Source organism: Catenuloplanes japonicus (assembly GCF_000717135.1).
Taxonomy (GTDB): domain Bacteria; phylum Actinomycetota; class Actinomycetes; order Mycobacteriales; family Micromonosporaceae; genus Catenuloplanes; species Catenuloplanes japonicus.
Window position 1 is genome coordinate 198,802 of sequence record NZ_JNXY01000003.1, and the last position, 20,333, is coordinate 219,134.

The 20,333-nt window shown below is 71.9% G+C and carries 16 protein-coding genes; 11 read left to right on the forward strand and 5 right to left on the reverse strand.

The window, feature by feature from the left end; all coding sequences use genetic code 11:
• Nucleotides 1-10: 10 nt before the first annotated feature.
• The 11 genes from OP04_RS06480 to OP04_RS06530 all read left to right on the forward strand — a co-directional run bounded on the left by OP04_RS06480 (nucleotide 11) and on the right by OP04_RS06530 (nucleotide 13,543).
• Nucleotides 11-1,474, forward strand: coding sequence for a VMAP-C domain-containing protein (locus tag OP04_RS06480; protein ID WP_157239369.1), 1,464 nt, complete (start codon nucleotides 11-13; stop codon nucleotides 1,472-1,474).
• A 68-nt stretch (nucleotides 1,475-1,542) separates the two neighbouring features.
• Nucleotides 1,543-5,268: an FxSxx-COOH system tetratricopeptide repeat protein gene (fxsT, locus tag OP04_RS06485; protein ID WP_051797194.1), complete on the forward strand. Its 3,726-nt coding sequence runs from the start codon at nucleotides 1,543-1,545 to the stop codon at nucleotides 5,266-5,268.
• 108 nt (nucleotides 5,269-5,376) lie between these two features.
• The gene (locus OP04_RS06490; protein ID WP_033338580.1) at nucleotides 5,377-6,159 is read left to right on the forward strand and encodes a M15 family metallopeptidase; all 783 of its coding nucleotides are present in this window, start codon (nucleotides 5,377-5,379) and stop codon (nucleotides 6,157-6,159) included.
• A 133-nt stretch (nucleotides 6,160-6,292) separates the two neighbouring features.
• Complete coding sequence (locus tag OP04_RS06495) at nucleotides 6,293-6,826, forward strand: RNA polymerase sigma factor (protein WP_033338581.1); 534 nt, start codon at nucleotides 6,293-6,295, stop codon at nucleotides 6,824-6,826.
• Nucleotides 6,823-7,632, forward strand: coding sequence for a zf-HC2 domain-containing protein (locus tag OP04_RS06500; RefSeq protein WP_051797195.1), 810 nt, complete (start codon nucleotides 6,823-6,825; stop codon nucleotides 7,630-7,632). The genes OP04_RS06495 and OP04_RS06500 overlap by 4 nt, the downstream gene beginning before the upstream one ends.
• Nucleotides 7,632-8,399: an ATP-binding cassette domain-containing protein gene (locus OP04_RS06505; protein WP_033338582.1), complete on the forward strand. Its 768-nt coding sequence runs from the start codon at nucleotides 7,632-7,634 to the stop codon at nucleotides 8,397-8,399. The genes OP04_RS06500 and OP04_RS06505 overlap by 1 nt, the downstream gene beginning before the upstream one ends.
• The gene (locus tag OP04_RS06510) at nucleotides 8,396-9,751 is read left to right on the forward strand and encodes a hypothetical protein (protein WP_033338583.1); all 1,356 of its coding nucleotides are present in this window, start codon (nucleotides 8,396-8,398) and stop codon (nucleotides 9,749-9,751) included. The genes OP04_RS06505 and OP04_RS06510 overlap by 4 nt, the downstream gene beginning before the upstream one ends.
• A gap of 138 nt (nucleotides 9,752-9,889) precedes the next feature.
• On the forward strand, nucleotides 9,890-11,365 hold the full coding sequence (locus OP04_RS06515) for a hypothetical protein (RefSeq protein ID WP_198153742.1): 1,476 nt from the start codon (nucleotides 9,890-9,892) through the stop codon (nucleotides 11,363-11,365).
• Entirely contained in the window at nucleotides 11,362-11,784 is a 423-nt protein-coding gene (locus OP04_RS06520; protein WP_033338584.1) for a hypothetical protein, read from the forward strand. The genes OP04_RS06515 and OP04_RS06520 overlap by 4 nt, the downstream gene beginning before the upstream one ends.
• Before the next feature lie 33 nt (nucleotides 11,785-11,817).
• Nucleotides 11,818-12,981 carry a hypothetical protein gene (locus tag OP04_RS06525; RefSeq protein WP_157239371.1) on the forward strand — a complete coding sequence of 388 codons (1,164 nt, stop codon included), beginning with the start codon at nucleotides 11,818-11,820 and terminating at the stop codon, nucleotides 12,979-12,981.
• Nucleotide 12,982: 1 nt separating this feature from the next.
• Nucleotides 12,983-13,543 (forward strand): hypothetical protein, encoded by a 561-nt coding sequence (locus OP04_RS06530; protein WP_033338585.1) that lies wholly within the window; start codon nucleotides 12,983-12,985, stop codon nucleotides 13,541-13,543.
• 116 nt (nucleotides 13,544-13,659) lie between these two features.
• Here OP04_RS06530 and OP04_RS06535 read toward each other — a convergent pair whose 3' ends face one another.
• From OP04_RS06535 to OP04_RS53015, 5 genes are all read right to left on the reverse strand, one after another.
• On the reverse strand, nucleotides 13,660-15,192 hold the full coding sequence (locus OP04_RS06535) for a hypothetical protein (RefSeq protein ID WP_033338586.1): 1,533 nt from the start codon (nucleotides 15,190-15,192) through the stop codon (nucleotides 13,660-13,662).
• 150 nt (nucleotides 15,193-15,342) lie between these two features.
• Complete coding sequence (locus tag OP04_RS06540) at nucleotides 15,343-17,613, reverse strand: right-handed parallel beta-helix repeat-containing protein (protein WP_051797197.1); 2,271 nt, start codon at nucleotides 17,611-17,613, stop codon at nucleotides 15,343-15,345.
• Nucleotides 17,610-18,530 (reverse strand): peptidylprolyl isomerase, encoded by a 921-nt coding sequence (locus OP04_RS06545; RefSeq protein WP_157239372.1) that lies wholly within the window; start codon nucleotides 18,528-18,530, stop codon nucleotides 17,610-17,612. The genes OP04_RS06540 and OP04_RS06545 overlap by 4 nt, the downstream gene beginning before the upstream one ends.
• A 149-nt stretch (nucleotides 18,531-18,679) precedes the next feature.
• Nucleotides 18,680-20,170 (reverse strand): alpha-L-fucosidase, encoded by a 1,491-nt coding sequence (locus tag OP04_RS06555; RefSeq protein ID WP_198153743.1) that lies wholly within the window; start codon nucleotides 20,168-20,170, stop codon nucleotides 18,680-18,682.
• Nucleotides 20,167-20,328, reverse strand: coding sequence for a DUF6903 family protein (locus OP04_RS53015; RefSeq protein ID WP_408606706.1), 162 nt, complete (start codon nucleotides 20,326-20,328; stop codon nucleotides 20,167-20,169). Before OP04_RS53015 ends, OP04_RS06555 begins: the two co-directional genes overlap by 4 nt.
• Nucleotides 20,329-20,333 lie beyond the last annotated feature (5 nt).

Consider the following 20,333-nt stretch of genomic DNA (forward strand, 5'->3'; position numbering starts at 1 on the left):
GCGTGGCTCGGTGGTGAACACGGGATTGTCGTCTGCGGATGGCGTGCGGCGCGATGCCCGCGCGCGGATTTTGCACGGCATCGTCGAGACGCTCGACAACAGTGGCCGGTTCGCGGACGCGCGAGGGCGATTCGCGCTGATTAACGACATATCGCGGCGCAGGCTGATCCGGCTGATGGAGGACGGCGAGCGTGAGTCCGAGGAGGGACGGGCGCATCTCGAACTGATTGTCCGCCGGTGCGCGTTCCGTGATTGCCTCAAGGATCTGCTGGCCGTGGTCGGTGACCAGCTCTCTGCGGACCTCATATATCGACTGCGTCAGCTCAACGATGAATGGGACGGAATAGACCAGTTCTCGGACTCGGACTGGTGGCTGATCGAGGAGATACTGAAACGGGAGCCGGTGGGGAACTGCGGCGAGCTGTTTCGTGCGGTGCAATTGCATGAGCCGCCACCGGCGCATTGCGGCGACGCCTGGCAGATGTTCGCGAATCTTGCCGGTTCCAGCGGCACCGATCATGGCGTGCCGCTCTTCATGATCTTCCTGGAGCTGGCGGCGGACCTGCTGTCGACCGAGTCCGGCCGGCGGATCAAACAGTTGCTCCGCCGGCTCGCCTCGGAGTGGGGCGTCTCCGGCGATCTGGAGCGCTGCGTCTACCGCGCCGCGCAGCGCGTCGGCGGCCGCGGCGATCGCAACTCCGCGCTGCTCATCCTCATAGACCCGCATCCGATCCGGCCCGGAACCTACACGGTGAAGCACTGGTACGGCTGGAGTGAGCAGCCCGGCGTCCTCGACAAGCGTGGTGAGCAGGTCGTCGGCTGGGCCGGGCTGGAGAGCGCGGTCCGCGGCATCGTGCAGACCGCGGAGGTGGACTGGCGCGCCGACGACCGCCCGGACCGGATCGAGTTCATCCTCCCGTTCGACCTGCTGAATCTGCCGGTCGAACGGTGGCGCAAGGAGGCCGATCCGGATATCCCGCTGTTTCTGCGCTATGCGGTGGTGGTGCGCAGTCTCGATCGGTTCCGGGACCCGTCCTGGCACCCGGAGTGGCGCGCGCGGTGGAATGCGTTGTGGAGGTCGCCTCGGCAGGCGCACTACCGATTCAGCGAGGACCATCCGTACCGGCTGAAGGAGAGCATCGTGTTCGACAGCCAGGTCGTCGCGCTGGTGCTCAGCGAACCGCCCACGGATCAGTCCCGGAACGGTCTCCATCAGCTCAAGGTTGCGATACGCAACGGCGTGCCCATCGTCATCTGGCATCGCGACTCCAGTCCGGGCATCACTTTCCGCCGGGTGATCGAGGAGGAGATCAGGTGGGGCGACGGCGTTTCGGCCATGCCCGAATTCGCACGTCGCTTGAGGGCATCCGCCGTCATGGCAGATGATGAGCGCACCGAGATCGGTAAGGATCTGGTGCTTCTCTGGGATGATCCATTGTGCCTGCCGGAGGAGTTCGGTGATCGCGCCTCCTGATGTGTCGGGAGCGGTCGGCGCAGGTTGATGACATTTCCGGAGTCGTTATGCGTGGCGACGATTCTTCAGTGGTGGAGAACGCTTTCGACGGCCGTGTCATTCAGCGCGTGGTGCGGCTGCCGGACGGTGCCGAGGCCCACTGGCCGGTCGTCACCAGGCCGCTGCCGGCGGACGAGTTCGCCGGGGCGTTCGCGGGCGCGGCCGGATACGACGTGGTGCTCCTGGTCGACGGCTACCCGTCGATGGCGGTGTGGCGGGAGACGATCACGGACTTCGCCTCGCTGCTGGCCGGGCTGCCGTCGGTGGGCGCGGTCCGGACTCGCCCGCTCGGCACCGCCGGCGACCCGGCGACCACGCCCCGCCTGCTGCTGCTCTTCACCGACGGCGCCGATCCGGGCTGGTGCCGTGGCGTGCACGACGAGGCGGTGCGACAGTGGGCCGAGGCCGGCCCGGTCGCGGTCGTCCACCTGCTCCCGCACCAGATGTGGCGCCGCACCTGCCTGACCGCGGGACCTCGGCGGATCGTCCGGACGGTGGAAGGTGCCCTCCAGGCGGGGGACGCGGACGGCTGCGTACCGGTTCCGCTGCTGGAGCTGGATCCGGGCTGGTTCGGCGCCTGGCTCGGCCTCGCGCTTCGCCCCGGTCCGGGCGCCGCGGACCTGCCGTGCCTCCTGTTTCCCCGTGACCAGCCCCGTGACCAGCCTCGTGACCGCCCCCGCGACCGGCGGCCCGGCGCGCCCGCCTCGGTCGCCACGTTCAAGGCGGTGGCGTCGCCGGAGGCGTACGAGCTGGCCACCTGCCTGGCCGCGGCCCCGCTCAACCTCGACGTGATGAGGCTGGTGCAGGCCGAGCTGTTGCCTGGCTCGCGACCCGAGCATCTGGCCGAGATCCTCGTCTCCGGCCTGGTCCGGCCGATCCCGCCGGATCCGGACGCGGACGCCGACGGCCTGGTCACCCACGATTTCGACCCGGACGTTCGCGCCGGGCTGCTGGCCTTGGCCAGGAGATCCACCATCCGCAGCGTGGTACGCGTCCTCGGCGCGCGCCTCGGTGGACTGCCGGCCGTCCGGCGTACCGCCGAGTCGGTCGCCGATCCCACGATGAGCATCGACGAGCTGCCGCCCGGCGAGCGGCGGTTCGCGGAGGTCCAGGCCGCGGTGTTGCGGGCCCTGTCCGGGGCGCATCTGCGACTGGCCGGGCACATCCAGGGGCTGGTCGCCACCGCGGCCGCCCATGAGGCTATGGAGGCGGAGATGTCACTGGGCCAGGAGCCTGAGACCGTCGCGACCAGTGCACCCCGGCCGTCGGTCAAGGTGCCGGCGATCTGGGGCAGCGTTCCACCGCGGAATCCCAACTTCACCGGCCGGTCCGAGTTGCTCGCGCAGGTGCACGAGCGGCTGACCGGTGGCACGACCGCGGTGCTGCCGGAGGCGCTGCACGGCATGGGCGGCGTCGGGAAGACGCAGGTGGTGGTGGAGTTCGTCTACCTGAATGCCAGTGAGTACGACGTGGTCTGGTGGATTCCGGCGGAGCGGCCCGCCCAGGTCGTCGCGTCCATGGCAGAGCTGGCGCAGAAGCTCCGGCTGCCCGTGAAGGCGGAGGCGGCGGCCGTCCCGGCGGTGAAGGAGGCGTTGCGAGTCGGCGTGCCGTACGCGCGATGGCTGTTGATCTTCGATAATGCGGACACGCCGGACGATGTGCGGCAGTACTTCCCGCTCGGCGGCCCCGGCCACATCCTGGTGACGTCACGTAATCCGCAGTGGTCGTCCGTGGCCAAGGCGGTCGAGGTGGACGTGTTCCGGCGGGCCGAGAGCCAGGCGCTGCTCACCCGCCGTGCGCCGACGCTCGCACCGGCCGAGTCCGACGCGCTCGCCGAGGTCCTGGGCGATCTGCCGCTGGCGATCGAGCAGGCCGCCGCGTGGCTGGCCGAGACCGGGATGCAGGCCGGCGAATATCTCGCGCTGTTCCGGGAGAAACGCATCGAGCTGATGGAGATGTCACCGCCGGCCGACTACCAACTGCCGGTCGCCGCCGCGTGGAACGTGTCGCTCGACCACCTCGCCCGCACCCGACCGGCCTCACTGCGCCTGCTGCAACTCTGCGCGTTCCTCGCGCCGGAGCCGATCGCGCGCACGCTGCTGTCCAACGGCCACCGGATGCAGGTCACGCCGGAGCTGGGCTCGGCGCTGCGCGACCCGATCCAGCTGGGCCGGGCCATCCGGGAGATCAATCGGTACGCGCTGGCCCGCATCGACCACGCGAAGAACACGATCCAGATGCATCGCCTGGTCCAGGCCGTCCTCATCGAGCGCATGACACCGGAGGAACGCGTGGCCATGCGGCACGCGGCCCACCAGTTGCTCGCCACGAACAACCCGCAGGAACCGGCCGATCGCGGGCGCTGGCAGCTCTACGGCGAGCTCTACCCGCACCTGGTCGCGTCCGGCGCGATCACGGACGCGGAGGACGACTGGGTGCGCGACCTGGTCATCGGCGAGGCCAAGTACCACTCGTACTGGGGGAACCCGCAGGAGAGCCTGAGCATCTCGCAGAGCGCGTACAACGCCTGGAAGAGGACGCTGGGCCGCGAGGCGCCGCAGACGATGGAGATCGGCCGCTGGCTGGGCTACGTGCTGTTCTCGCTGGGGCGCTACCGGGAGGCGGCCGCGCTGAACGCGTCGCTGCTGGAGCGCCACGAGCGCGGCCCGGACGACAACGCGGAGAGCCTGCTGGAGGCGATGCAGGCGGTCGCGTCCGACCGTCGCGTGGAGGGCAGGTTCCAGGAGGCGCTGGACCTGTCCCGCGAGGTCTACGACCGCTGCGTGCAACTGTTCGGCGACGACGACCCGCTCACGCTGAACGCGGCCCACAACCTCGCGGTCAGCCTGCGGCTGGTGGCCCGGTTCGACGAGGCGCGCGACATCGACGAGGCCACCTGGCAGCGGAAGGTCCAGGTCTACGGGCAGAACCACGAGGAGAGCCTGCGCGCGCAGCGCGGCGTGCTGATCGACCGGCGGCAGCTCGGCGACTACATCGCCTCGCACGAGGAGTTCGAGCGCCTGGCCGAGTCGTTCGTCGAGAGCCTCGGCGAGCGCGACCCGCAGACAGTCGAGACGAACCGGAGCCTCTCCGTCACCCGCCGCAAGGCCGGCGAGCATCCGGGCGCGCTGTCGATCTCCGAGGATGCGTTGCAGCGGTACGAGGCCGCGTTCGGCCCGGACAACCCGGGCACGATGTCCGCCGCGCTCAACCTCTCGCTCGACCTCCGCCAGGCCGGGCGGCTGGATCGCGCGCGGGAGGTGGCGACCGAGAACATCCAGCGGTTCCGCGCCACGCTGGGTGAGGCGCACCCGCACTCGCAGGCCGCCGAGGCCAACCTGGCGATCATCCTGCGCGCGCAGGGCAGTCCGCAGGAGGCCCGCGCGCTGAACGAGACCACGCTGGTCCGGCTGCGCGACAGCATCGGCCCGGAGCATGTGCTGACGCTCAGCTGCACCACGAACCTGGCCAGTGACCTGTTCGCGCTGGGGGACATCGCAGCCGCGTACGACCTGGACCAGGGCCAGATCGAGCTCTACCGCGCGTCGATGGGGGCGGATCATCCGTCCACGCTCGCGGCCGCGCTGAACCTGGCGATCGACCTGCGGGAACTCGGCCGGGAGGCGGAGGCGGAGGCGCTGCACCGGGAGACCGTGGAGCGCTACGTGCGGGTGCTGGGCGTGAACCACCTGGCCACCAAGGACGCGGTCAAGTGGCGGCGCGCGAACTGCGACATGGACGTGATGCCGCTCTGACCCGTCGAACAGGGTCGATGAATTTTACACAAAGGGTAGTGACTCCACTCTGGACGGTGGTAATGATGGGCACCGGAAGATCCATACCGCTGATCGGATGGGGAAACGATGAAACGTCGTCTTCTGGTGCTCGCCGCTGTCGTGGTCTCCGTGCTCGCCGGCGCGCCCGGTGTCGCCCATGCGGAGGTCGCCGCGCCCGCCGACTTCGTCAACCTGGCCAAGGTCGATCCGACGATCCTGATGGACATCCGCTACAAGACCGCGCACAACTTCGTGGGACGGCCGGTGAACGGTTACGTCGAGCCGCTGTGCATCGTGACCCGGCCGGCGGTGCAGGCGCTGAAGGTGGTGCAGGCGGGGCTGCGGAGGCGGGGCCTCTCGCTCAAGATGTACGACTGCTACCGCCCGCAGCGCGCGGTCGACCACTTCGCGGCCTGGGCCGAGGATCTGGGTGACACGCTCACGAAGGCCGAGTTCTACCCGGACGTGGACAAGACCACTCTCTTCGAGGACGGCTACATCTCCTACCGGTCCGGTCACTCGCGCGGCAGCACGGTCGACCTGACGATCGTGCGGCTTCCCGCGGCGCCGCAGCGGCCCTACGTCCCGGGTGAGCCGCTGGTCTCCTGCTATGCGCCGGTGTCGCGGCGATTCCCGGACAACACCATCGACATGGGTACGGGCTACGACTGCTTCGACCCGCGCGCGAACACGTTCGACCCGCGGATCGCCGGGCGGCCGCTGGCGAACCGGTTGCAGCTGCGCGACGCGATGGTCGCGGCCGGCTTCAGGGTCTACGACCTGGAGTGGTGGCACTTCACGCTGGTCGGCGAGCCGTTCCCGGACACGTACTTCGACTTCCCGGTCGCCCGGCGTTCGCTCGTCTGCTGAACGCCGAACAGCACCGCCGAGGCGCTGCCCCGCGGGGCGGCGCCTCGCTTCATGTGTGGCCCACGTCACATTCGTACCGCAATCTCTGCCGTGTCGCGGCGACGACTGACCGGGCGTGAACCACAGTGCGGGGATGGACGAGGAGGAGTTGCTGCGGCGCATCGGCCGCGGCGACCGGGCCGCGTTCGACGAGTTCTATCGGCGTACCGCGCCGTGGCTCGTGGTGCGCCTGCGTCGCCGTTGCCGCGACGCCGAGCTGGTCGCCGAGGTGATGCAGGAGTCGTATCTGGCGGCCTGGCGGGCAGCCCCCGGCTACGTGGGTGATCCGATGGGTGGAAGCGCCGCCGGCTGGCTCTGGACGATCGCGGCCCGCCGCCTGGTGGACGCGTTCCGGCGCCAGGCCCGCCACGACGAGGTGCCGCTGACCGGCGAGCCGCACCGGGCGACGTCGCCCGCGGCCGAGGACGAGGTGCTGGACGGCATCCCGGACGCCGCGCTCGCGGCCGCGCTGGGCCGGCTCGCGCCGGAGCTGCGCACGGTGCTGCGCGCCATGGTCCTGGACGGCCTGACCGCGCGGGAGACGTCCGCGCTGCTGGGCGTGCCCGAGGGCACGGTGAAGACCCGGGTGCGCCGGGCCCGGATCGAACTGCGGAGGGCGCTGTCATGAGCTGTATTTCCGATGACCTGCTGGCCCGCTACGCGACCGGCGACGACCTGCCCGAGGAGACGCTCTGGGTGCTGGAGGCACACCTGGAGACCTGCCCGGAGTGCCGGGCCCGGATGGCCGTCGCGATCGAGGCCGACCCGGAGCTGCCCGCGCTGGTCGAATCGATCCGGCTGGAGATCGCGCCCCGGCTCGGCCCCGGCCGCGGACGGCTCTGGCAGGCCCGCCACCGGCTGCGCCGCACGCTGGCCCGCTGGGCCGTACCCGCGATCCTGCCCTGGCTTGCCATGACGGTCGCGGTCCCGCTGGCCGCGACGCTGCTCGAGGCCGCCGGCCCCGACGACATGCCGCCGCTGCTGCTCCTGATCGCGCCGCTGGTCCCGATGCTCGGCGTGGCCGTGTCCTGGAACCGGTGGACCGACCCGGCGCACGCGCTGGTCGCGGTCGCTCCCCGGTCCGGCCTGCCGCTGGTGCTGCGCCGGACGCTGGTGGCGTTGCTGGTCACGCTGCCCCCGGTGGCGCTGGCCGGTCTCGCGGTCGGCGCGTCCCCGGCCCGCTGGCTGCTGCCCGGCCTCGCGTTCACGACCGTGGTGCTGGCCGTGGGCGCGCTGGCCGGCGTCACGCGGGCCGCGATCGGCGTGACCGTGCTCTGGTCGCTGGGCGTCATCCTGCCCACGCTGTCCGACCTGACCGACCCGGTGCTGCTGGACGCGGCCGCCACTCCGGGCTGGCTCGCGGTGATCGTGTGTGCCGCGGCCGCGCTGACCCGGTTCCGCTACCGATTCCAACTGGAAGGAACGTCGCGCTGATGCGAGCGATAGAAGAGGAACGGCCGCTGGTCTGGCCGGTCAAGGCCGAGGGCCTGTCGGTCCGCGCCGGGCGCCGCCTGGCCGTCGACGGCATCGACCTGGACCTGGGCCCCGGCGTGCACGGCGTGCTCGGGCCGAACGGGGCCGGGAAGACCACGCTGCTGCGCGCGCTCGCCACCGTGCAGCCGCCCGCCGCCGGCACGCTCGAACTGATCGGTCAGGCCGTCCACGACGGTGGCGACCTGCGCGCGGTGCGGCGTGGGCTGGGCTACCTGCCGCAGGCCTTCGGCTACTACAAGCGCTTCACGGTACGGGAGTTCGTCGAGTACCTGGCCTGGCTCAAGGAACTGCCGGCACACGACATCCCGGCCGCGGCCCAGCGCGCGATCGACCAGGTCGGCCTGACTGCCCGCGCGGACGACAAGCTGCGCACGCTCTCCGGCGGCATGGTCCGCCGCGCCGGGCTGGCGCAGGCGCTGATCGGCGACCCCGCGCTGCTGATCCTGGACGAGCCGACCGCCGGCGTCGACCCCGGACAGCGGCAGGAGCTGCGCACGCTGCTGCGCGGCCTCGGGCGTACCGCCTGCGTGGTCATCGCGACGCACGTGGTCGAGGACGTGGCCGCGGCCTGCACGGACCTGATCGTGCTCAGCGAGGGCAAGGTCGCGTTCCGGGGCACGCCGGACGAGCTGGCCGCGCGGGCCGGCGACGGTGGCGACGAGCTGACCAGCACATTCGAGCGAGGGTACGTGGAGGTGCTGCGATGACCATCCGGCTGACGATCCTGGAACTGCGCCGCACCTGGCTGCCCTGGCTGATCGCGTTCATGCTGCTGGCCGCGCACGCGATGTCGATCGACGGCATGGACCCGCAGTGGCCCGGCCTGGTCGGCAAGACCGTCATCGGCCACCGTAGTTCGCTGTTCCTGCTCTGGCCGCTGGCGCTGACCATCGGCGTCATCATCGGCCGCCGCGACGGCGCGGCCGGCACGTCCGAACTGCTCGGCGCCACGTCCCGCCGGCCGTGGTCCCGCCTGGTGCTGCGCGCCACGCTGCTCTGCGGAGGCCTGGCCGCGGTCTACCTGGCCGCGCTCGCGGACACGATCGGCCTGGCCGTGCTGGACGCGGACACCTACTGGCCGTCCGCCTGGCCCTGGTCGCTGCTGGTCGGCGCGCTCGGCATCGCCGCAGGCGGTCTGCTCGGCCTGGCGCTCGGCCGCGCGCTCCCGTCACTGTGGACGATCCCGCTGTCCCTGCTCGGTGCGACCGTGGTGCTGGCCGGGCTGGAGTTCGCCGGACGGTCGGCGGACGCCCGCGTCCTGCTGCTCGACCCGTCCTACGTCCCGGACAGCGACGTCACCACCGAGTTCCTGCGGGTGGGAGCACAGGCGAACGCCGGTCAGGCGATCTGGTTCACCGCGCTCGGCCTCACCGGATTCCTGCTCTACACGCTGCCGTACCGGCCCCGGCGCGCCGCGTTGATCCCGGCCGGCGTGACGCTGGTCGTGGGCCTGGCCGCCGCGCTGCTGGTGCTGCCGTCCGCCGCGCAGGCCGTCCGCCCGGATCCCGGCGCGACCGCACTGGTCTGCGCCGAGGGCACGCCGCGGGTGTGCGTGACCCGCGCCTACGCGACCGTGCTGCCGGAGCTGACCGGCCCGGCCCGCGAGGCGCTGACCGCGCTCGGCCGCCTGCCGAACGCGCCGGTGGAACTGATCCAGGACACGCACTACTTCGGCTTCGCCGCCGACACCCTTCAAGAGCCTTCGACGGTACGGGTGCAGCTGACCATCGACAGCGACGGCGGCCTGGTGACCGGCGGCGGCCGCACCCTGGTCGAATCCCTGCTCGACGGCGCCGGCACGCTGGTCTGCGCGGGCTACACCACCCGCGAGGCCGAGTCCCGCCAGATGGCCGCCCGTGCCGTGGCCGCCGCCTGGCTCCTGAACCGCACCGATCCGCCCGAGGCCTACGTCGACGAGGACCGCGCCGTCACCACCCAGGCGTGGGACACGCTGCACGCGCTCCCCGCCGACCAGCAGGTCGCCCGGGTCGCAGCCCTCCGTGCCGCCGGGCTTCAGTGCCGCGCCGACCTGTTCGAGGTCCTGACCGGCACAGCCTGACGGGAGACGGCCGCCATCGATGCAGGTGGCGGCCGTACCCCCAGGGGGTTGTGATCTTCGGGGTAGCTCTCGCGAGGTATCCGGCATAGCTCTCCAGCCGGACGATTGCGGTGAATATCGCCCATAGCGTGTACCGCGATGAACATCAAACACGTGGTGCTGGCGCTGACGGTCGCGGCCGTGGCGGTGCTGGGTCCGGCCACCGCCGCGCATGCGGACGGGATGGCCGGCGCTGACATTCAGGTCGCGCAGACGCTCGGCGACCGGGAGCTGACCGTCGTCCTGCGGCGGGTGAGCGCCATTCCCGGACCGCTGCACGTGGACGTGGTGACGCACGCCGGGTCGCCGCCGGGGACGCTGCGGCTGGCGGTGGCACCGGTGGGGGCGGCGTCGGACCCGGACGTGGGGCGCGGGGCCGGGGTGGCGGGCGAGGCCGTCACGGTGACGCTCGGCGCGGCCGCGGGCAGCCGTCCGGCGGTACTGGAGATCGGCCGGGCCGGGCCGTGGGAGCTGTGGCTGGACGACGGTGCCCAGCGGGCCCGGATCCCGTTCGAGGTGCCGCGGCCGGCGAACTCGCCGGCGGAGTCCACGGTCTACCTCGGATTCGTGGCCGCGGGCGTGCTGCTGGTGGCCACGCTGGTGGTGGCGGTCCGGGCGCGGCAGGGCGGGTGGGTGTACCTGCCGGCGGGCGGGCTGGTGGCGGCCTGTGCGACCGCGGTGACGGCGGCGCTGCTCTCCGCGTCGACACCGGCCCCGGACCAGCACGCGGACCCCACGGTGGACGGCGCGGACAACCCCTATGCGGTGCTGCGCGTGGAAGGACCGCACCGGTCGCGGCCACCGGCGCTGATGGCGCTGCGGAACACGCCGGTACGGACCGGCGAGACCACGGTCATCACGTTCGCGCTGAGCGACGGCGCGACCGGGCTGCCGGTCGACGACGCGGTGGTGCACGACGCCGCGCTGATGCACCTGCTGATCGCGGGGCCGGCCGGGCGGCTCTGGCATCTGCACCCGGTGCTGACCGCGCCGGGCACGTTCGAGGTGCGGTTCACGGCGCCGTACGCGGGGCACTACGCGGTCTCGGCCGAGCTGGCCCGGCGCGGCGGCGGACCGCAGCTGATGCGGTCGCCGCGTGGATTCACCGTGGACGGTGCCGCCGCGGCACCCGAGTCGCTGACGGCCGGGATCGCCGACCGTGAGGCGGGCGGCGTGACGGTCCGGATGGACGCGCCGGAACGACCGGTCGCCGGGGCCGGCACGCTGCTGACCGCGCGGATCGGCGACAGCAACACGCTGCAGCCCTGGCTCGGCATGGTCGGCCATCTGATCGTCGCGGGACCGCTGCCGCCGGACGCTCCCGACAGCGGCGCGGCCGTCCAGCAGGCGGAGATCTGGGCGCACAGCCACTCGATGGGGGCCGACCACGGGCTGGGTGCGGCCGGGCTGATGCCGCTCAACGGGGACAGCCCGGCGGACGAGACCGTGGCCGCGTACGGCCCGGACGTGTCCTTCGTCTACACGTTCCCGGCGCCCGGCACCTATCGGCTGTGGCTGCAGGCCGAGCGTGACTTCACGATCCTCACCGTCCCGTACCTCCTGGAGGTCTCATGAACGCCTGGTCCCTGCGGTCCGAACGGGGGAGTGCCGGGCCGTGGATCGCCGCGCTGTTCGCGACGCTGCTGGTCTGTGCGGCCGTCGCGATCGGCACCCGGCCCCGGCCGCCGCTGAGCTTCACGTCCGGGAACGCGGAGTACGTGGTGACCGTCAGTCTGCCCGACGACCGCGCCGGGATGGTCACGCTCGCGCTGACCGTGGACCGGCGGCAGGGGCGGGGCGGGCTCCCGCCGATCACGGTCCAGGCGGTCGAGCCGGCCATGGGCCACGCCACGCCGCCGTTGCGGGCCGAGGTCGTGGACGGCGCCGGCCACCTCGCCTCCGGCGTGCACCTGATGAGCCCGGGGCACTGGCGCCTGCTGGTCACCGTGGCCGGCGCCGAGCCCGTCGTCTTTCCACTCGCCATCACCGGCTGACCCCCAGCCGGTTCGTCAGAACGGAGAATGACCATGAGCACCGCAGCAGCCGCCTACCCCGCAGGGGGCGGCACCACCACGGTCGCACGCGGAGTGCGCGACCGGATCGATCCGGCCGCGGCCGGCGTGACAGCGGTCCTGATCGGCCCGGTGCTGTCGCTCGTCGGCGGCAGCTGGGACATCCAGTGGCATCACGACGTCGGCCCGGACACGTTCTTCACGCTGCCGCACCTGTTCATCTATGCCGGCACCGCGATGGCCGGCATCGTCAGCCTGATCATGGTGCTGCGGGCGACCTGGCGGCAGCGGGCCGGCCACGCGGCCGAGCCCACGGTCGGCGGCCCTCCGGTACGGGTCTTCGGCGGCATCTTCACCGCGCCGCTCGGCTACCTGGTCGCCGGGGTGTCGGCCGCGGCCTTCCTGCTCTACGGGCTGGGCGACCTGTGGTGGCACGGGATCTACGGATTCGACGCGGACAGCACCTCGCCGCCGCACGTCGGCCTGTTCCTGAACATCTCGCTGACCATGACCGGCACGATCATCGTCTGTGCCGCCGGGCTGCCGGCCCGGTGGGCCAAGCGGGGGCTGGTCGTCGCCGTCACGCTGCTGACCGTGTTCAGCCCGTTCATCACCACCGCGTTCGAGCCGATCCCGGCGCCGTTCGACGTCTCGCTGATCGCCAAGGGCTTCTTCAGCATGCTGCTGTTCATCATGGCCGCGATGCTGATGCGCAGCGCCATGGCACCGCTGGCGATCGGTGGCAGCATCGCCGCGTTGCAGGCCTTCCTCTGGGTGTTCTCGCCCTGGGCGGCGCACCTCTACGCGGACTCGGTCGGTCTGCCGATCCGCGACGCGGTGCAGAACGACGCGCCCTCGTTCCCGGTCCGGCTGCCCATCCTGATGATCGTCGCCGCGGCCGTGGTGACGCTGACCCTGTGGCGGCTCGGGCGTCCGGGACATCGCCTGTACCGGTGGCGGGCGCCGATCGCGGGCGCGGGTGGCGGACTGATCGTCAGCGCGTCGCAGCTCGCCCAGTTCTCGCTCGCCGGCGAGCTCGGATTGCCGCACTTCCCGCCGCTCGGGCTGCTCACGGCCGTCGCGGTCTGCGGCGCCGTGGCCGGCGCGGGCGCCGGGCATCTCGCGCCCCGGCTCGCCGTGCTGCTGATGAACCGTCCCGCCGCCGTGAAGGGCAACTGAGATGCGTATCGGATCCCGTCCCCGGGCCGTCGTCGCGGCGCTTGCCGCCGGCGTGCTGCTCCTGGTGGCGACGCCCTCGCCGGCCCAGGCCTACGAGCCGGTCGAGGTGGTGCACACGGAGCGGGTGCAGGCAGGCCCGTACGCCATGACGGTCGGCTTCTCCCGCTGGCCGATCAGGGCCATGCAGTCGCTGGACTTCAGCTTCATCCCGGACGACGGGCTGGACGGCAAGACCGGCACGCTGGAGCGGGTCGGGCCCGGCTTCAAGGTGGACGACCGGGTCGTGGACCTGGCCAGGCACCCCCGCAAGCGCGAGGTCTGGGGCCTGGACATTGCGGCGCTGCCGCAGGCGACGCCGTACACGTTCCGGTTCACCATCGACGGGCCGGCCGGTCGCGGCGTGGGCGAGCTGCGGGACATCCCGGTGGTCGCGCAGCCCGGCCCGCCGCTCGCGCTGAGCTGGTCGATCGCGGTGCTGCCACTGCTCGGCTTCATCGCGTTCATGGTGGTGGCCTGGCGCCGGGTCCGTCCCGCCGGGCACCTGTCGCTGCTCGACGCCTGACCTGACGGGCGGGCCGCCCCGGGCCACGACGGTCCGGGGCGGCTCGCTCGGTCCGTCGTGGCCCGGGAGGCCGGGGCGGGCCGAGGCCTGTTCGGCGACTCAGGCCGATTCGATGGTCAGGCTGATTCGATGGTCAGCGTGCCGAGGCCGGCGGAGGCGTCCAGGTCGAGGCGGTCGGTGGCGGCCTGCCAGTCGCTGGTCTGGAAGACCTCGCCCTTGCCGATGCCGTTCTTGGAGCGGCCGTCGATCTCCAGCTTCCCGGCGCCCTGCCGGATCGCGACGCGGGCCGGTGCGCGGCCGGGCGTGCGGATCGTCAGCTGGTTCGCGCCCTTGGTGAGCGTGATCGGGAGCGTGCCGGTCGGGCTGGGCAGGCTCAGGTCGATCGTGGTCGCGCCGCCCGCGAGCGTCACCTCGGCCACGTCGGCCGCGCTCAGGTCCACCTCGCCCTCGTCCACGCCGGCCAGCAGCCGCACCGACCAGCGGACCTGGTCGCTGAGCAGCACCTCGACCTCGGCGGTGCTGTCCTCGTTCTCGCTCGGCTTCAGGAACAGCCGGACCTCGTCGTCCTCGGTGACCGCGTTCGCGCGCACGCCGCTCTGCTCCGGCGTGCTGATCCGGAAGAGATCGTCGTCCAGCGAGGTGGTCCGCACCGAGAGCACGGTCGCGTCCGTGAGCAGTGCGAACGTGGCCTCCTCGAGGCCGCCCAGCGGCGCGGACGCGGTGAGCCCGTCGTCGGCCGGTGCCTCCGCCGGTGCGTCGGCCTCCGGCGCGGCCGGGGGAGCCGCTTCCTCATCGGGCCCGGCCGCGTCCGGTACCGCAGGCCCGGCCGTGGTGTTCCGGTCGTCCGCGCCGCCGGGCAGCTGCACCACGATCAGCGCGGTCAGGCCGACGAGCAGCAGCAACGCCAGCGCGACCGTGGCCAGCACCCTGCCGCCGCGCCCGGTCCGCGGGACTGACGAGGTCTCGCCGTCCCAGTGCAGGTCGTCGTTCTGCGCGGCGGGCAGGTGCTGGAAGTCCTCGGCCAGGATCAGGTCCTCGAACGGATCCCGCGGCCCGTCGTCGTGCGGCGACGCACCCCAGCCGCGGGCCGTCGGCTTCCCGGGATCCTGATCTTGCGCGCCGAGACCCGCCGCCGCACCGGCGGCCGCCGCCACACCGGGCGGGACTTCCTCCGTCACCGGCTGTTCCGGGGCGATCTCGGCCCTTCCCGGCGCGAACCCCACCTTGCCCGGCACGGCGTCGGCCTTCCCCGGTGCGCTCCCGGCCCGGCCCGGAGCGGCATCGGCCGGCTCCGGCATGAACCCGGCGCTGTCCGGCGCCACCCCGGTCTCTTCCGGAGCGGATCCGGCCTTCGCCTCGGCCTTCTCCGGCGTGAACGCCGCCGGCGGCCGCCGCAGCACGTTCACCGGCGGCGGATCCAGCCGGACCGGTCCCTCCGTTCTCGCGTTGTCCGCGAGAACGGGCGCCGCGTTCTCGTCCAGCTGGTAGACGTCCGCCGCCGGTCCGATCCGGTGCGGCGCGTCCGGCCAGTAGTCCGCGATCGAGGGCCAGCCCGGTGGCGTGCCGCCCGCGTCCGCCTCCAGCGCGACCAGCGACGGAAGCCCGCCGTTCGCCACGGTCTGACCCGCTTCGCCGCCGTCACGCGCCACGAGAGACTCCCATCCGTCGGCCTGCTGTCCCGCCCACTAATGGCACGCACGGAAAGCCGTCACGGATCAACGCATCGTGTGCGGAATTCGATCATGTACGCGCAGAGGGCCGCCGGAGGCGTACCCCCGGCGGCCCTTGTTCTTGATCTTCTAGAGGTAGAGCTGGATCTCCGTCAGCGTGGGGGTGTAGATCTCGCCGGCGACCGCGGAGGTCAGCGAGACGCGCAGCCGCGTGGTCGCCACCGTGCCGAAGCCGGTGACGGTCAGGTCGTGGCCGATGCCGGTGGTCCGCGACGCGAACGTCACCCACGCGCCGGTCGCGGCGTCCCACCGTTGCAGCGCGAACGACTGCACGCGCGGGTTCGTGCCGGCATCGGTGTACTCGTCCAGGTAGACCTCGTCGAAGCTGACGGCGGAAGAGCCAAGATCAAGATCAAGATTTATCGGGTACGCCGCGGCGTCAGCCGCTGCCCACCGTGTCGCAAGACGGCCGTCGGTCAGGTTGACGGCGCCGAGCGTGCCGTTCGCGCCCGGATGCGTGGAGCTGGCCGTGGCCGTCGCACCCAGCGCCAGGTTCGTCCGGCCCGCGCCGTCGTCCTCGACCGGGTCCGTGTCCACCGGGTCCGGCACCTGCGCGCCGGCGCGGGCCTCGGTGTGCCCGATGTCCGGCCCGGCGCCGTAGTAGACGTGCGTGCCGAGGAAGTCCTGCGTGCCGAGGTGCGGGTTGTAGCGGCCGGCGTCGATCAGCGGCGATCCCGGCCGCAGCGCGAAGTGCGCGGCCGCGGTCCGGATGTTGGTCACGCCGGCGCCGGTCACGTACTGCGCCGGGTCGCCGGCGAAGCGCGGATCGGTGCGCAGGCCGCGCGGGTCCGCGGGCTCCTGCGCGGAGTGGGTGCCGCTCGCCTCGTAGTAGTCGTTGTTCGAGAACACGGCCTGCCGCAGCGCGCCGGTCTTCCGGTACCAGGGCGTGGTCGTGGTCGCCGAGTAGTTGTAGAAGATGTTGTTCAGGAAGTAGACCGGGCTGAGGAACGTCTCGTCGTGCACCCAGTCCAGGTCCGCGCCGTCGTAGACGAACGTGTTGTTCGCGAAGTACGTCGGGGAGTAGTTCGTGGAGAGCATGTTCTTCACGAGCACGCCGTTGTCGTTGACGCTCAGGTTGTAGCGCGCCACCGAGTTGGAGCTGTTGCCCATGTAGGCCATCCAGCCGGCCTCGTTGTCGTGCGAGTAGTTGAACTGGTAGGTGACGTTGAAGTTCGTGTACTCCAGGTCCCAGGGCGTGCCGTCGTACTCGTTGTCCGGGCCGCCGTACACCTCGTTGAACTGCATGACCGAGTCCGCGCCGGCCCACAGGTAGAGGCCGCAGGAGACCGCGTCGTACCGTTCCAGGAAGCCGTTGACCTCGTTGTACTCCACCGTCATGTTCTTCGTGTCAGCCAGCTGGATCGCGCCCTGACCGACACTTTCCGCGTAGTTGTGCCCGATGTAGACGTCGCGGCTGTAGAGGTCCCGGGTGCGGACCCAGAGCTGCTCCCAGCCCTCGTGGAACTTCCCGGCCTCGTCGTACTGGCCGGCGTCCGTGCCGTTCGCGTCGAACCAGTTGAACGCGAACTGGATCGCGTGCAGCTCCACCGTCCGGAACGTGTTGTTCTCGATCCGGACGTCCTTGAAGTAGTGCCCGCCGGTCGGGTACGCCTGGTAGCTCTTCGACCCGAAGACCTGGAAGTTCACCGCCCCGTAGTGGATCTTCTGCCAGCTCGACGGCCCGTCCAGGTCGTGCACGTAGACGTCGTGGATCCGGAAACCGTCCATGACGGAGTCCGCGCCGGCCGGCAGCAGATCCGCGTTGATCGAGACCATGATGCCGTCACGCACGTACGACCCGGTGGTGATGTTCGTGGCGAAGTCGTCGTCGTTCGACAGCTCCACGTTGTCGATGTGGAAGTACTGCTGGTTGCGCAGCACGATCGCGCCGGTCTGACCCACGGTGTCCGGGTTCTTCGTGCCGTCCGCCTTGAACGGGCTCGGCACCCGGCCGTTCGTGGCGATGTACGGCCGGCGCGCGCCCGCGTCGCCGTAGGCGGAGATGGTGATCGGCCGGCCGGACGCGCCGGAGCCCTTCGGCCACAGCTGCTGGTTCTGCCACTGGGTGCCGGCCTTGAGCAGGATCCGGTCGCCGGGCGCGAACGTGACGCCGTTGGCCTTGGTGAGCGTGCGCCACGCGGTGGTCCGCGACGTGCCGGCCGCGGTGTCCCGGCCTGCGGTGCCGTCGATGTAGTAGTCACGGCCGCCGTACGGGTTGGCGGTGTTCCCGGGCCAGGCGGCCTTGGGCGTCGCGTCCGGGGCGGCCGACGCGGGGGACGGCATCAGTGGCACGGCCAGCACGGCGGCCAGGAGCGGGATGAGCAGACGGGGTGGTCTCACTGCACGTCCTCCGGGTTGATGGCGGCCAGCGCCGCATCGTCGACGACGAACTCGCCGCTGTCGGCGCGGTGCTGCAGGAGTCGGCCGAGCCGCTGCTCGACCAGCGACTGCCGGATCCGCCGGGAGTAGTCGGCGTACGCCGCCTGCTCGTCCACGGTGCGGCCGTCGAGCTCGTAGTAGGTGACCTGCCCGGCACCGGCGACCGGCGCGGAGATCTCGCCCGGCTGCAGCGCGGTCAGCACGGCGTGCAGGTCCTGGTCGGGCGTGTTCAGGCCGGTGGTGGCACCGCCGTCGAGCGTGCCGGTGGTGAGCACGGCGCCGTCCGCGGTGATGTCCTTGAGGGTGGCCGCGTCGGCGACACGCTGCCGCAGGCTCGCCGCCGCCGCGTCGTCGACAACCGGGACGACCAGCTTCCGGTACGCGTAGGTCGTCGCGTTCGCGTTCCAGGAGTCCGGATCCGCGTCGTAGGCGGCGCGCACCTCGTCGTCCGTGACCCAGAGCGGGTCGCCTGCCGTCCTGCTGAGCCGCTGCTCCACCTGAGTGGTCAGTGCGGTGCGCCGGTGCGACCAGAACTCCTCGGCGGTGAATTCGGTCAGGCCGTAGACGACCTCGGTGGACTCGGCGCGGCGCCTGTTCTCCGCGGCCAGGTCGCGCAGGAATCCGGTGTGGTCGACGGAGGTGACGAGCCCCTGCTCGCGGGCGAGCGTCAGCAGCGCGCGGTCGGCCTTGATCTCGGTCAGCGCGCGGTCCGCGAGCGTGTCCGTCGCCGCCCGGTCCCAGGGGCCGGTCAGTCCCAGCTCGTTCTGCACGGTCGGCGCGAGTCGCCGCATGTGGAACAGCAGCTCATCGCGGGTGACCTCGGTCCCGGCCACGGTCGCGATCGGCGACGGGCGCGAGGTGATCAGGAACCCGGTCACGGCGAGCGCCGCGATGGTGACCCAGACGCCGGCGAAGGCGATGATCGCCCACCGCGATGGCCGCGGTGCCGCCGTGCCGGGCCTGGCAGCGGCCCGACGGGGTCGCGCTGCCGCTCCGCCGGACCTCGCCTGAGCCGCTGCCCGGCGGCTCACCGCTCGGCCCTCGGTGATCCGCCGGCTCGGGCCGGTCCGCCGGGGTGAGCCGGTCCGCGCATCCGGGCCGGCACAGGTGCGTGAGCCGCGCCGATCGCCGCGACCCGGGACACCACCGGCACGTCGCGTGACTCGAAGATCTGCACCTTGACCGCCTCCAGCGCGCACGCCGGGAACGTCACGATCCGCTGGTAGCCGACCGCGTGGGCCCGGCCCAGCCAGACCCACTCGCCGTCCCGCAGCCCGCTCACCACCAGGTGCTCGATCCGCTGCCCCTCCGCGATGTGCTCCCCGATCACCACGGCCTCGACGGAAGCCGTCTCCCCGAAGTGGATGGTCACGGACGGCGATCGGTCGTCCGGCTCCGGCCGCCAGGGTGTCTCGCCGCGCCGGGGCCAGGCCACGTCCGCGTCGCCGACCGCGCCGGACGACACCCACACGGTCTGACCGGTCAGCCGGCGGGCCCGGAAGTCCGCGATCCGGCGCCCCAGCTCCTCCAGCACGGCCACGTCGTTCTTGTGGAACAGGCCGTCCCGGGCCGGTGGCACGTTCAGCAGGAACGTCGAGTTCCCGCCGACCGACCGCTGCCAGATGGTGAACAGCTCGTCCGCGGACCGCACCGCGTCGTCCTCGGCCGGGTGGTGGAACCAGCCGGGCCGGATCGACGTGTTGACCTCGGCCGGGTACCAGACCAGCTCGCCGTCGTAGTCCGCCAGCGCGGCCCGCGAGCCCAGGTCGTCCGCGTCCGTGCGGACCAGGCGGGAGAACGTGCCGTCGTCCGCCTTCTGGGACTTGTCCGCGATGCCCTCGGCGTCCTGGAGCGCGCGCGGGACCACGCTCCACTCGTCGGGGCGGGTCGCGCCGGCCTCGTTGCCGCACCAGCGCACGTCCGGGCCGCACACGTTGATCACGGCGTCCGGTTGCAGCGTGCGCACGACCGCGTAGTAGCGCGCCCAGTCGTACACCTGCCGCCTGCCGTCGGGTCCTTCGCCGTTGGCGCCGTCGAGCCAGACCGTGAAGATCGGCCCGTACCGGGTGAGCAGCTCGGTGAGCTGGGCGACGTAGAAGTCGTCGTAGGCGGTGCCGGAGCCGTAGGAGGCTTCCGTGCGATCCCACGGCGACAGGTAGACGCCGAACTTGAGGCCGTGCCGCCGTGCGGCGTCGGAGACCTCGCGGACCAGGTCGCGGTGCCACGGCGAGGCGGCCACGGTGTAGGTGGTGACGTCGCTCGGCCACAGGCAGAAGCCGTCGTGGTGCTTGGCGGTGAGGATGACGCCGGTCATGCCCGCACTCCGAAGCGCGCTGACCCACTGATCAGCGTCGAGCGCGGCCGGGTCGAACAGCGCGGGGTCGTCGTGGCCGGGACCCCACTCGCGGTCGGTCATCGTGTTCATGCCGACGTGCACGAAGCCGTAGAACTCCATCGCCTGCCAGGTCAGCTGGCGGAGCGAGGGCCGGACCGCGGCTAGCTGCGCAGCGGTGCTCACGTGTGGAACCTCCGGTTGTAGAGCGCCAGGAGCAGGAGCAGCACGCCCAGCGCGCCGAGCGCCTGGCCGAGGCTGCCCCAGCCGATCGTGGTGCGGGCGTGGACGACGACCGCGACGCAGGCGGCCGCGACCACGGTCATGAAGACGTTTCGTAGCAACGGGT

What these genes read in the sequence shown, in the direction of transcription:
- OP04_RS06490 (WP_033338580.1), top strand. Translation starts at nt 5,377, where the DNA reads ATGAAACGTCGTCTTCTGGTGCTCGCCGCTGTCGTGGTCTCCGTGCTC.
- OP04_RS06495 (WP_033338581.1), top strand. Translation starts at nt 6,293, where the DNA reads ATGGACGAGGAGGAGTTGCTGCGGCGCATCGGCCGCGGCGACCGGGCC.
- OP04_RS06500 (WP_051797195.1), top strand. Translation starts at nt 6,823, where the DNA reads ATGAGCTGTATTTCCGATGACCTGCTGGCCCGCTACGCGACCGGCGAC.
- OP04_RS06505 (WP_033338582.1), top strand. Translation starts at nt 7,632, where the DNA reads ATGCGAGCGATAGAAGAGGAACGGCCGCTGGTCTGGCCGGTCAAGGCC.
- OP04_RS06510 (WP_033338583.1), top strand. Translation starts at nt 8,396, where the DNA reads ATGACCATCCGGCTGACGATCCTGGAACTGCGCCGCACCTGGCTGCCC.
- OP04_RS06515 (WP_198153742.1), top strand. Translation starts at nt 9,890, where the DNA reads ATGAACATCAAACACGTGGTGCTGGCGCTGACGGTCGCGGCCGTGGCG.
- OP04_RS06520 (WP_033338584.1), top strand. Translation starts at nt 11,362, where the DNA reads ATGAACGCCTGGTCCCTGCGGTCCGAACGGGGGAGTGCCGGGCCGTGG.
- OP04_RS06525 (WP_157239371.1), top strand. Translation starts at nt 11,818, where the DNA reads ATGAGCACCGCAGCAGCCGCCTACCCCGCAGGGGGCGGCACCACCACG.
- OP04_RS06530 (WP_033338585.1), top strand. Translation starts at nt 12,983, where the DNA reads ATGCGTATCGGATCCCGTCCCCGGGCCGTCGTCGCGGCGCTTGCCGCC.